The sequence below is a fragment of the Enterococcus sp. AZ088 genome (assembly GCF_051714845.1).
In the GTDB taxonomy this organism is placed as follows: Bacteria; Bacillota; Bacilli; order Lactobacillales; family Enterococcaceae; genus Enterococcus; species Enterococcus faecalis.
In genome coordinates this window covers 1,597,527-1,609,518 of the sequence record NZ_JBIOSQ010000001.1, presented here as the reverse complement: position 1 = coordinate 1,609,518, position 11,992 = coordinate 1,597,527, and the positions used below count along the sequence as shown (strand labels likewise).

The 11,992-nt window shown below is 35.3% G+C and carries 9 protein-coding genes; 8 read left to right on the top strand and 1 reads right to left on the bottom strand.

Annotated features, from left to right (window positions below; genetic code table 11):
- Nucleotides 1-46 precede the first annotated feature (46 nt).
- From IGL17_RS07915 to sprE, 6 genes are all read left to right on the top strand, one after another.
- Complete coding sequence (locus IGL17_RS07915) at nt 47-1,996, top strand: amidase domain-containing protein (protein WP_016618301.1); 1,950 nt, start codon at nt 47-49, stop codon at nt 1,994-1,996.
- A 418-nt stretch (nt 1,997-2,414) separates the two neighbouring features.
- A complete protein-coding gene (fsrA, locus tag IGL17_RS07910) occupies nt 2,415-3,146 on the top strand; it encodes a response regulator transcription factor FsrA (RefSeq protein WP_078126749.1) in 732 nt (243 codons plus the stop codon).
- Nucleotides 3,147-3,234: 88 nt separating this feature from the next.
- Nucleotides 3,235-3,963 carry a quorum-sensing system protein FsrB gene (gene fsrB / locus IGL17_RS07905; protein WP_002377181.1) on the top strand — a complete coding sequence of 243 codons (729 nt, stop codon included), beginning with the start codon at nt 3,235-3,237 and terminating at the stop codon, nt 3,961-3,963.
- Complete coding sequence (gene fsrC / locus IGL17_RS07900; RefSeq protein WP_016618304.1) at nt 3,960-5,303, top strand: sensor histidine kinase FsrC; 1,344 nt, start codon at nt 3,960-3,962, stop codon at nt 5,301-5,303. The genes fsrB and fsrC overlap by 4 nt, the downstream gene beginning before the upstream one ends.
- Nucleotides 5,304-5,537: 234 nt before the next feature.
- Complete coding sequence (gene gelE / locus IGL17_RS07895) at nt 5,538-7,070, top strand: gelatinase GelE (protein ID WP_080008737.1); 1,533 nt, start codon at nt 5,538-5,540, stop codon at nt 7,068-7,070.
- Between the two features lie 48 nt (nt 7,071-7,118).
- On the top strand, nt 7,119-7,973 hold the full coding sequence (gene sprE, locus IGL17_RS07890; RefSeq protein ID WP_002364098.1) for a serine proteinase SprE: 855 nt from the start codon (nt 7,119-7,121) through the stop codon (nt 7,971-7,973).
- Nucleotides 7,974-8,120: 147 nt separating this feature from the next.
- Here sprE and IGL17_RS07885 read toward each other — a convergent pair whose 3' ends face one another.
- Nucleotides 8,121-8,951, bottom strand: coding sequence for an MBL fold metallo-hydrolase (locus IGL17_RS07885; RefSeq protein WP_002360106.1), 831 nt, complete (start codon nt 8,949-8,951; stop codon nt 8,121-8,123).
- A gap of 391 nt (nt 8,952-9,342) precedes the next feature.
- On the opposite strand from IGL17_RS07885, the gene IGL17_RS07880 reads away from it, so the two are divergent.
- Both IGL17_RS07880 and IGL17_RS07875 read left to right on the top strand, forming a co-directional pair.
- Nucleotides 9,343-10,197, top strand: coding sequence for a LysR family transcriptional regulator (locus IGL17_RS07880; protein WP_016618306.1), 855 nt, complete (start codon nt 9,343-9,345; stop codon nt 10,195-10,197).
- Nucleotides 10,198-10,578: 381 nt separating this feature from the next.
- Nucleotides 10,579-11,967 (top strand): MFS transporter, encoded by a 1,389-nt coding sequence (locus tag IGL17_RS07875; protein WP_002391405.1) that lies wholly within the window; start codon nt 10,579-10,581, stop codon nt 11,965-11,967.
- The last annotated feature ends 25 nt before the right edge of the window (nt 11,968-11,992 follow it).

Sequence of the window (11,992 nt, the reverse complement as noted above, 5' to 3'; positions counted from 1 at the left end):
ACAGTGTGCAAATGCGCAAGTAAGTAATAGGAGAGGATTTTTACGAATGAAAAGAAAGAAAATCAAGAATCAACTACTTGTTTTAACAAGTATTCTCGTTCTTCTGAGTTTGGAAGTCGCTCCAGTTGTTACGTTGGCTGCAGAATTACCAAGTAGCTCGCTACAAACAGCTCTGTCCTCGGAAACGACAATTACTTCGGAAGAAAAAGTAACCGAAACAACTGTTGCTACATCGACAACGTCCACTAGTAGTTCGTCATCTGAATCAAGTAGTTTTACCGATACGACTACCGAATCAACGAGTCATTCAACGACAGAAACGACAACCACAAATACTAATTCTGAAACAAAAAAAGGACCTACAGAGCCAACGGTATCATCAGAAATCACGCAGCCTGTTGAACAATCGCAACCACCACAAGTTCCTGTGACCAAGCAAGAACCTGAAGAACCTATTCAAGTTCCTGAAGCCACCAATAACGTTGTTGAAGAAAATCAGGCTGTATCGTTAAATCCGTCCCTCAAAGTAGATGAAATCGCTTCCTCAAATTTAAAAGGCTACGAACTTCCACTGTTGTCGTCTTTTGGCGAAAAGAAACGGGCAGTTGTGGTGGCTGAAGCATTAAGACACGTTGGGAAAACAAAAAAAGAATTTAATTTGACGGAGCAAGCATTGACCAGTAGTTTCCTTGCCCAAAAAATTTACCAACAATTATTTAAAATAGACATTGGCAGTACGCCGCAAGAACAAATGACATTTGGTAAAGCTCGTTCTATAGAGGAGGCAGAACCTGGTGATCTGATTTTTTGGCAAACAGCTGAAGGAAAAACGCTTCAAAATGGTGTTTATCTTGGCCAAGGAAAATATTTAATTGCCGCAGCGGAAGCGGATTCTAAAGAGGAACCAGAAGTAATTGGTCAGTTAGAGAATATCTATACTGCCAAACAACAACCAGACTCAAAAGAGGAAAAACGCTTGGTAGTGACTAATCCTTTTAAGGAGTTCACATTAACGGAGTATGGTAAAGAAGTTTTAGCAACATATGGTGCGTCATTTGAAATGCAGAAGTCAGAACAAACCACAGCGTTTATTAAAAAAATTGGTGAGACAGCCAGAGAACTTGGCGAAAAATACGATGTTTTTGCATCAGTGATGATAGCTCAGGCTATTTTAGAAAGTGGCTCTGGCGAAAGTCAACTAGCCAAAGAACCTTATTATAATCTCTTTGGCGTGAAAGGTTCGTTCCAAGGAAATAGTGTTAGCTTTTCAACAAAAGAGGCTGATCAGAGGGGCCAACTTTATACAATTTCCGCTGGGTTTCGTGATTACGGTGGCTATAATGACTCACTGCAAGATTATGTTCAATTACTCCGACAAGGGATTGACGGAAATCAAGATTTTTATAAACCAGCGTGGCGTTCGGAAGCCAAAAACTACCTTCAAGCAACACGTTTTTTAACAGGTAAATATGCAACAGACAAGCAATACGATAATAAATTAAATTCGTTAATTGCGGTTTATAACTTAACCCAATTTGATTTACCAAAAACAGTGGACGGTTTGATTATCCAATCTAAAAATGAGCTGTCGGAAGCGGAACAGCAACAAATGCATTTTCCAGTCTATGATGGGATCAATTATAATCGAAGTGGTAGCTATCCCGTGGGCCAATGTACGTGGTATGTCTATAATCGTTTCAAACAGTTGGGCACTTCTTTGGATGAATTTATGGGAAATGGCAGTGACTGGGGAAGAAAAGGACGTGCATTAGGCTATCAAGTTAGTTCATTGCCTAAAGCTGGTCGTGCGATTAGTTTCCAACCAGGAGTTGCTGGCGCAGATAATCAATATGGACATGTTGCTTTTGTTGAAGCGGTCACTTCTGATGGAATCATTATTTCTGAAAGCAATGTCATCAATGATCAAACGATTTCGTATCGTGTCTTACCTAATGCAATTGCTTATAGTAGTGGCGTGACCTACATTGGCGCTTAAGCGACTCATTCAACAGGAAGAAGTGTGGATTTTTAAGTAAAAAATTAGCACAATGATCCATGTGTGAACTAACAAATTAAAATAACCAGAATCGACCAATGAATTGATTTTGTCATGTATAAAATGACAAGAACAGTTTGGCGGTTGATTCTTTGTTTTTCATCAACGAAGAGACAATAGTCCTCATGATTCGTTAGCAAAAGATGAATAGTCCAAAGTACTCTTTCTTGATGCTTTGTTATTTTATGTTTTTGTTTGCAGGAAACTACTGAAATCGCTATACTAAATTTATGTGAATATACTAACAGACAATCAATTTTTTATCTCTTTTATTGGTGTATAAATTGATTGAACATTATAATCATTTGTCTTTTGTTGTGTAATTTTATATCTTCTTGAGAAAGGGATGAGTGAACAAATGGCTATTTATATATTAGAAGACCAAATTATTCAAGCAAAAGCGTTAGAAGCATTGTTAACAAATATCCTACATGCAAGAAATATTTATAATGAAACAATCCATTTATTTTCACGTTCAGATGAATTATTACAAGTGGCACACCAGGACGCCCAACTAAATATCTTTTTCCTAGATATTCAAATGAACAATCATATCCAGGCAGGATTTGAGGTTGCTAAAGAAATCAGAAAAACAGACAGTGAAAGTCTGATTGTATTTATTTCTACTCACACAGAATTAGTTTTAACTTCCTACAAATATATGGTTTCAGCTCTTCAATTTATTCAAAAGAACGTGGATTTTCTAGATTTCCAAAAAGAAGTTGAAACATGTGTCGATGCATATATTCAACAAAAAGAAAATATAAAGACAAAAAGTGAATATATTATCATTAACTTAAAAGCGTCTTCTATAAAAATGGATATTAATGATATTTATTTCTTTCAAACGGAATACGATCATCGTGTGTCAATGGTTGGTAAAAATTTTAAAAGAGAATTTTATGGAACGTTATCAAAAATTGAACAACTGCATCCAGATTTGATTAGAGTCCATCAATCAATCATCATCAATAAAAAATATGCGTCAAAATTAAATTATAAAACGCATCTTTTAACTATGAGAGACGGAACGGAAGTACCAGTCTCAAGAAGATATTATACTCAGGTCAAGGCACTATTTCTTACTTAGGGAGGGATAATGACTAATTAAGGAATTATCTATCTATTAGTCGCTATATTCGTTATAATTTAGTGCAATACTTGAAGAGGAGGGCGATATGCTAATCGATTGGATTCTAAAAAATATTATGGATATGGATCAGGAAGATCAATCAGGAAAAACACAATGGACAAAGTATTATCTAACCGTTTATTTTTCTGGCTTATTTAATTTTCTGATGATTCTGATTTTATCAGTTTTATTTGGGACGTTAAGCGAAACCTTTATTGTATACGTCGTACTGATTTTTTTACGGCCTGTCGCAGGTGGATGGCATGCAAAAACTAAATGGCTCTGTCGTCTAGAAAGCATTGTTATCTATGTCGCCATACCATTTGTATTGAAAAATTCTTCTGTGAGCTTACCGTTTATTTATAAAATTCTATTGATTTGCCTCTTAGTTGTATTATTTTATTGGTATGCGCCACAAGGAACAGCAATTGAACCTGTTCAACCATCTGATTTAAACGTGCTCAAAAAGCAAAGCCTTATAAGGGTGTGTTTACTTATTTTATGTAGTCTGTTTGTCAAAGAAAAGATTGCTTCAGTAATACTCTACGGTCTCGTCATCCAAGGTCTGATGATACTCCCTGTAACAAAAAATTTAATTGAAGGAAGTGTTTTTATGAAATTTGGTAAAAAAATAATTAAAAATGTTATTGAAAAAAGAGTTGCAAAAGTCAGTGATGGTGTGGGAACTAAGCCTAGATTAAATCAAAATTCGCCCAATATATTTGGACAATGGATGGGACAAACTGAAAAACCTAAAAAGAATATTGAAAAATGATTTTGTCGTTATTAGCTACTAATGTTTTGCTTGTATCTAGCTTTATCGTTTTTGTCTTTTTACGAGTAACATTGATCAAGATTGAATGTAAAATACCGTTACTTTCATTGCTTATTGTCATTAATCTTTGTTCGTTTGCGGCATTAATGTTGGGCTACTCTTGGTTGATTTATGCGCTGACAGTCGTTATTTTTACAGGATTTTTACTCATTCACAAAAAGAGGTTCTCAATTTTTAAAGCGATATTTTTATCCGTTTTTACATTGCTTATGGTTTCGTTTATCAATTACACGGAGCAAACGATTTTAAGTGTTTTTTTTCAACAGATTTATCAAAATAAATTATTATGGATTGCCTCAAATGTTCTTCTGTTGCTTATAAATATCTGGATTGCTTTAAAAATTCCCAATAGTGTTTTTTTAAGATTAAATCGTGTGTTAGAAAATAGCCGAATTTTTTTTGGTTGTTTACTTTTATTGTTGATTCTGTTGTTACTTTTTGTGTTTTTGATTTCGCCAGAGATTTCACCTGACTTTATGCGAGGATTTGTCACGGTAAATAGTTCTAAATTGGAGTTATTAATAAGTGTAGGTTTATTTTTAATTCTGATTGGCTTAGTCATTGAAGCTTATTTGGAAGAACAACGTATCAACACTCAATTATTGAATAATTTAACGATTTATACTGAAAAAATAGAATCCATTAACGAAGAGCTAGCGATGTTTCGTCATGATTATAAAAATTTATTGTATAGTTTACAAATTGCTATTTCATACGAAGATATTTTGGAAATCAAAAGAATTTATGAAGAAACGATTGCACCAACCAAAAAAATTATTGATAATGAAGAATTTGAACTTATGAAGTTAAATCGTTTGAAAAATATGGAACTTAAGGCACTCATAAGTATGAAAATTAATACCGCAAAGCAAGCAAAACTAAAAGTGATTGTTGATGTGCCAGAAGTATTTATTCTTGATACATCAATCGACTTAATGGTTGTGATTCGTTTGTTGGCTATTCTATTAGATAACGCGATTGAAAACAGTGCAAAATCAGAATTGAAAATGTTCGCTATCTCAATTTTCAATAAAAATGAAACACAAGAGTTTGTGATAACAAATAGTGTCCAAGCCGAATTTGATTTTAAGGTTATGAAGAAAACCAAATTTAGTTCTAAAAGTAACCCAGAAGAGCACGGTTGGGGATTGTTATATGTAAAAGAAATTGTTGATTTTTCAGATCAATTTGATTTGCAAACGTCCTTCAATGAAGGAGCGGTCACTCAACATTTAATTATTGAAAAAAATCATAACAGTAAAAAAGTTGTTAACGAATGAATTTGTTAACAACTTTTTTGCTATGGTATTGAGTTATGAGGGGCAATACAGGGAAAAATGTCGGCTGATTAAGGAATTTAGATAGTGCCGGTTAGGTAGTTGTCTATAATGAAAATAGCAACAAATATTTACGCAGGGAAAGGGGCGGTCGTTTAACGGGAAAAATTAGGGAGGATAAAGCAATACTTTTGTTGGGAAAAGAAATAAAAGGAAACTGGGGAAGGAGTTAATTGTTTGATGAAGGGAAATAAAATTTTATACATTTTAGGTACAGGCATCTTTGTTGGAAGTTCATGTCTATTTTCTTCACTTTTTGTAGCCGCAGAAGAACAAGTTTATTCAGAAAGTGAAGTTTCAACAGTTTTATCGAAGTTGGAAAAGGAGGCAATTTCTGAGGCAGCTGCTGAACAATATACGGTTGTAGATCGAAAAGAAGACGCGTGGGGGATGAAGCATCTTAAGTTAGAAAAGCAAACGGAAGGCGTTACTGTTGATTCAGATAATGTGATTATTCATTTAGATAAAAACGGTGCAGTAACAAGTGTTACAGGAAATCCAGTTGATCAAGTTGTGAAAATTCAATCGGTTGATGCAATCGGTGAAGAAGGAGTTAAAAAAATTGTTGCTTCTGATAATCCAGAAACTAAAGATCTTGTCTTTTTAGCTATTGACAAACGTGTAAATAATGAAGGGCAATTATTTTATAAAGTCAGAGTAACTTCTTCACCAACTGGTGACCCCGTATCATTGGTTTATAAAGTGAACGCTACAGATGGAACAATTATGGAAAAACAAGATTTAACGGAACATGTCGGTAGTGAAGTAACGTTAAAAAACTCTTTTCAAGTAACGTTTAATGTACCAGTTGAAAAAAGCAATACGGGAATTGCTTTACACGGAACGGATAACACAGGGGTTTACCATGCAGTAGTTGATGGCAAAAATAATTATTCTATTATTCAAGCGCCATCACTAGCGACATTAAATCAGAATGCTATTGACGCCTATACGCATGGAAAATTTGTGAAAACATATTATGAAGATCATTTCCAACGACACAGTATTGATGATCGAGGGATGCCCATCTTGTCAGTTGTTGATGAACAACATCCAGATGCTTATGACAATGCTTTTTGGGATGGAAAAGCAATGCGTTATGGTGAAACAAGTACACCAACAGGAAAAACGTATGCTTCCTCTTTAGATGTAGTTGGTCATGAAATGACACATGGTGTGACGGAACATACTGCCGGTTTAGAATATTTAGGACAATCAGGTGCGTTGAATGAATCTTATTCTGATTTGATGGGTTATATTATTTCGGGTGCATCTAATCCAGAAATTGGTGCGGATACTCAGAGTGTTGACCGAAAAACAGGTATTCGAAATTTACAAACGCCAAGTAAACACGGACAACCAGAAACCATGGCTCAATACGACGATCGAGCACGGTATAAAGGAACGCCTTATTATGATCAAGGCGGTGTTCATTATAACAGTGGAATTATTAATCGGATTGGTTACACCATTATCCAGAACTTAGGCATTGAAAAAGCACAGACTATTTTCTACAGCTCGTTAGTAAATTACTTAACACCTAAAGCACAATTCAGTGATGCTCGTGATGCGATGCTTGCTGCTGCAAAAGTTCAATATGGCGATGAAGCAGCTTCAGTGGTGTCAGCAGCCTTTAACTCTGCTGGAATCGGAGCTAAAGAAGACATTCAGGTAAACCAACCAAGTGAATCTGTTCTGGTCAATGAATGAAAAAAATTCCTCAATTAAATAAAAATGGATAAGGAGTGGCATAATCTTATGAAAAAGTTCTCCATACGAAAAATTAGTGCTGGTTTTTTGTTTCTGATTTTAGTAACTTTGATAGCCGGTTTTAGCCTCTCTGCAAATGCAGAAGAGTATATCGTTCCTGCCGAAAGTCATTCACGACAAAAAAGATCGTTACTGGACCCTGAAGACAGAAGGCAAGAAGTGGCAGATACAACCGAAGCGCCTTTTGCGTCAATCGGAAGAATCATTTCCCCTGCCAGTAAACCAGGCTATATTTCTTTAGGAACAGGCTTTGTTGTTGGAACTAATACAATTGTCACCAATAATCATGTGGCTGAAAGTTTTAAGAATGCCAAAGTATTAAATCCGAATGCCAAAGATGATGCTTGGTTTTATCCAGGTCGAGATGGCAGTGCGACACCATTTGGCAAATTCAAAGTGATTGATGTAGCTTTTTCCCCGAATGCGGATATTGCGGTCGTGACTGTCGGCAAACAAAACGATCGTCCAGATGGCCCAGAGTTGGGAGAAATTTTAACGCCATTTGTTTTGAAAAAGTTTGAATCTTCAGATACCCATGTCACAATATCAGGCTATCCAGGTGAGAAAAACCACACGCAATGGTCTCATGAAAATGATTTGTTTACATCTAACTTTACAGACTTAGAAAATCCATTACTATTTTATGATATCGATACAACCGGTGGTCAATCTGGTTCACCAATCTATAATGCTCAGTTTGAAGTAGTTGGTGTTCATTCCAATGGCGGCATTAAGCAAACAGGAAACCATGGTCAAAGACTAAATGAAGTGAATTATAACTTTATTGTCAATCGAGTGAATGAAGAAGAAAATAAACGTTTATCCGCTGTGCCAGCAGCGTAAAGAACCATAAAAATACTCGGAATTTCCAGAATCACAGGAAATTTCGAGTATTTTTGTTTTTTAAGATAGTGTAAGTTACGATAAAAGTACCTTGTAATTATCGGTTAAAAGCATATAATAGTGCTGAAAAGAAGGCAAATAATCCGATTAAGTTAGTATTTCTAAACCATCATAACTCGTAATGATTTCATGCTTTTGAGATAAAGCCGCCATCTCCGCATAAGACAAGCCGCCATTGTGAGAAAAATGGTTGGCAACGTAAATCGTTTTATCTGTGACGAGTTTTCTTTCTTTTAATTCTGCAATTAATTTTAAATTTTCTTCCCAATTCATATGACTATTGCCAGTTTCGTTTGTTTGACTAGTACAATCTAAAGAAACAATACTAAGAAGTAAGTGGCTCTTTTCAAGATATTCAAACATTTCTGACGTAAAGTAACCTGTATCATGGGTGGATAAAAAAGCATCTTTACCATCGTCTATAACGAAAATAAAACAATCTTCACTGAAATTTCCATGTTGTGCAGGAAGGGGATAAATCGTATAGTTCGCAATAGTAAAACATTTGTAGGGCTGAATAACCTGATACTGTAATCGGGTATCGTCTTGGCGACCTTCTAAATCAAAGGCGCGCTGATAAAACGTCTTAACTGCTTCATTTCCGTAAACAGTTAAACGATTGGGAATATCTAATGCATAACCAGACATTCGATAAGCCAAATCCTCGCCGTAAAAATGATCGGAATGCCAATGAGAGATTAGTAAAGAGTCAAAGTCTGCAAAACACAAGTCATACTGCAACAAGTGTAAATAAGAATCCCCTGGAAAATCAATCAGCAGGACATCATCAATAATTAATTGAGTTTGTGTACGAATTTCTCGTCCTTTTTTCTCTCGAGCGTACTTACATAATTTACAATTACAAAAAATTCCTGGAATCCGTTCTGCTGCACCCGTACCTAAATAGTTGATTTTCATTGGGAGTACCTAACCTTTCTTTGACATTCTTCATACTTAGCAGATAACGCTGAACCTTAAAGTAAATGGGCATGGAAACTGAAGCATTTGTTGTGTCCATCTTACCTTTTTTAGAGAAGAATTGAAATGGAATTTCTTAAGTAAATTTGCGTAAAATAGAAAAAGCTAGACGCCTTTTTTAATAAGCTGAATTTGTTGCGAATGTTCATGCTATTTCCGAGAAAAAGTTTTACCAAAGGCACTTTCATATTCATCTACTATTAGTTATAGAAAAATAACAAGATGGACATAGCTTATTAGAGCAAAAATAACTACGCTATTGATAAAGAGTGAGGCGTGTTTTGAACAGGTTGCGTGGGCAAATGAATTTGAATAAAAGGGATGACAAAAGATGACTATTGAAAAATTAGAATATTTTTATACCATTGCAAAATATAATAGTATTTCCAAAGCAGCCTCTGAACTCCATGTTAGTAAATCAACCTTAAGTGCGTCATTAAAAGATTTGGAAAGTGAATTGGGCCATTTACTTTTTGACCGTAACGGGAATTCTTTGACGTTAAATTCCTATGGTGATAAAATCGTCCAATCTGTATATATCATTTTAAACGAGGCCAAGAAAATGAAACTTAATTTGCATGAAATGATTGAGAATCCAGTGATGCGTTTAGGTTTTGGAAATACGTCCTTGATGTATAAAGTGACAGAAAATGGGGATCAACTGAATCGTTTTTGGGAATGTTACCATGGTTCATCGTTTGAGTTATTGAATAAATTGGAGAATCATGAGTTGGATTTTGTGATTACTTCTGCAGATGTGAATAGTCCAGTTTTAAAGAAAGAACAATTAATTGAACTAAAAATGTATCTTTGTGTTTCAAGAGAAATTAAACAAGAAATTGAGGAAGAAGGCTTCAGCTGTTTGACCAACTATCCATTTCTATTTTTGCCTCATCACTTAGATCATTTAGAAGCTACCAAGAGTGTGCTAGAAATGTTGCAATTAACAAGTCCGCTTGTTTGTTGCTACGATACGTTGATGCTTACTCGTCTCATTGAAAAAAGTAAAGGAGTTTATGCGGTAATCTCTCTTCGGAAAGAACAACTGCAGGAAATTGATTCTAAACTCTTCTTTTTACCGATTGAACGAAAACAAAAATTTTATTTATACCGAAATGTTTCCAGTTCGGTTTTTGTCCAACCTGGTCAAATCAAGGCAACTTTACAAAAGTTGCTAGAGACTTAGCCATTAAAATTACTTTGGAATAGTTATCAAAAATAGCTTTATTCGCTTAGATTTACTTCTGCTGCGGATAAGGCTATTTTTGTTGTTCATTGTTTAAAAGAGATGCTCAATTATGGGGCTGTTCGATATTTCTGAACAGAATGTTCAATTATTTAATAACTTAAGAATCGATAAATCGTATCTATTACGGTTCAATTTAAAGGGGTTCTGGTGTATAGTTTGGCTATCTAAAGATTTACTTTTTTAAATATAAAATAACTAAATGGCAAGGAATATAAAGAACTGTTGATACGTGAGTACTTGCGATAACTGTGTCGTTAGAAGTTTAAGTGTCATTGTTGCTTTTCCTGTTTTATGTAGTTGCTAGAAAGGACTGTTTTTATGATCGATAGAAAAAAAGTTATTTTGTATACTTGTTGCATGAGTTTGTTTGTAGTGACCATGGATGTTACGGTTGTCAATGTGGCGTTACCATCCATTCAAAGTGATTTTCACACGAATCTGTCTACATTACAGTGGGTAACAGATGGCTACACTTTAATGGTAGCATCCTTATTATTGTTGTCTGGGTCTACAGCAGATCGAATTGGCCGTAAACGAGTCCTTCAATTGGGCTTAGCCTGTTTTGGTTTAGCGTCTTTCCTATGTGGGATTTCGCAAACCCCAGGGCAATTGATCGCGTTTCGCATGTTGCAAGGGATTGGCGGTTCTATGTTAAATCCGGTAGCAATGTCTATTATTACACAGGTATTTACCGAAAAGTTAGAAAGAGCGAAAGCAATTGGCTTGTGGGGCTCTGTTACAGGGATTTCCTTAGGCATGGGCCCGATTATTGGCGGACTAATTGTTTCTTATTTTAGCTGGCGGTATGTCTTTTTTGTAAATGTACCGATCATTGCTGCGGCAATTATCCTTACACAAAAGTTTGTACCTGAGTCAAAAGTAGAGAAAACGGCGAAAAATGATTTTGTTGGTCAAGCATTGATGATTCTTTTTCTATTTAGTTCTATCTATTCCATTATCGGACTACCTAGAAAAGGGCTTTTCGCGCCAGATATTTTAAGTACTGGGATAATCGGCTGTTTAGCCATTGTCATTTTCTTTATTTATGAATATAACATTGACAATCCGTTAATCAACCCGCGTTTCTTTTTATCTATTCCATTTACATCGGCTTCTTTTTTAGCTATTTTTGGCTTCATCATATATAACGGCTATTTATTTTTAAACACGCTATATTTGCAAGAAATGAGAGGCTTCAGCCCGTTGGAAGCTGGCTTATCAACCATTCCTTTGGCTTTTGTTAGTTTTCTTGTTGCACCGAGAGCCGGCGAAATGGTAGGGAGAATAGGGACGAAACGTCCTATTATGCTTTGTGGTATTTCAATGTTGGCTGTTAGCTTTTTACAATTATTTGTAACTAAAACAACGCCTATGATTATTTTATTTATTATTTATATCTTTTTAGGCATTGGGTTTGGGATGTTAAATTCACCGATTACCATTACAGCGATTGAAGGAATGCCACTTTCTCAGTCAGGAACGGCAGCAGCCATTGCGGTGACATGTAAGCAAATTGGCAATTCTTTAGGGGTTGCGCTACCAAGTCTTTTAATTACAAAGCCTATTACTAGTTCGCTTACTCGAACACCTTTTACAAACGTATGGCTTTTATTTGGATGTTGCGCCATTGCGATTATCTTTTTAAGTTATTTATCCAATTCTCCGCTAGCGAAAAAGTCATTGCGCAGAGTTAGGTTTTATTTTTAACAAATCAAGATTTTTTTGAAGGGAA

Coding starts and splice junctions, on each gene's coding strand:
- fsrC (WP_016618304.1), top strand. CDS start 3,960: ATGATTTTGTCGTTATTAGCTACTAATGTTTTGCTTGTATCTAGCTTT.
- IGL17_RS07915 (WP_016618301.1), top strand. CDS start 47: ATGAAAAGAAAGAAAATCAAGAATCAACTACTTGTTTTAACAAGTATT.
- IGL17_RS07885 (WP_002360106.1), bottom strand. CDS start 8,951: ATGAAAATCAACTATTTAGGTACGGGTGCAGCAGAACGGATTCCAGGA.
- IGL17_RS07875 (WP_002391405.1), top strand. CDS start 10,579: ATGATCGATAGAAAAAAAGTTATTTTGTATACTTGTTGCATGAGTTTG.
- IGL17_RS07880 (WP_016618306.1), top strand. CDS start 9,343: ATGACTATTGAAAAATTAGAATATTTTTATACCATTGCAAAATATAAT.
- sprE (WP_002364098.1), top strand. CDS start 7,119: ATGAAAAAGTTCTCCATACGAAAAATTAGTGCTGGTTTTTTGTTTCTG.
- fsrA (WP_078126749.1), top strand. CDS start 2,415: ATGGCTATTTATATATTAGAAGACCAAATTATTCAAGCAAAAGCGTTA.
- fsrB (WP_002377181.1), top strand. CDS start 3,235: ATGCTAATCGATTGGATTCTAAAAAATATTATGGATATGGATCAGGAA.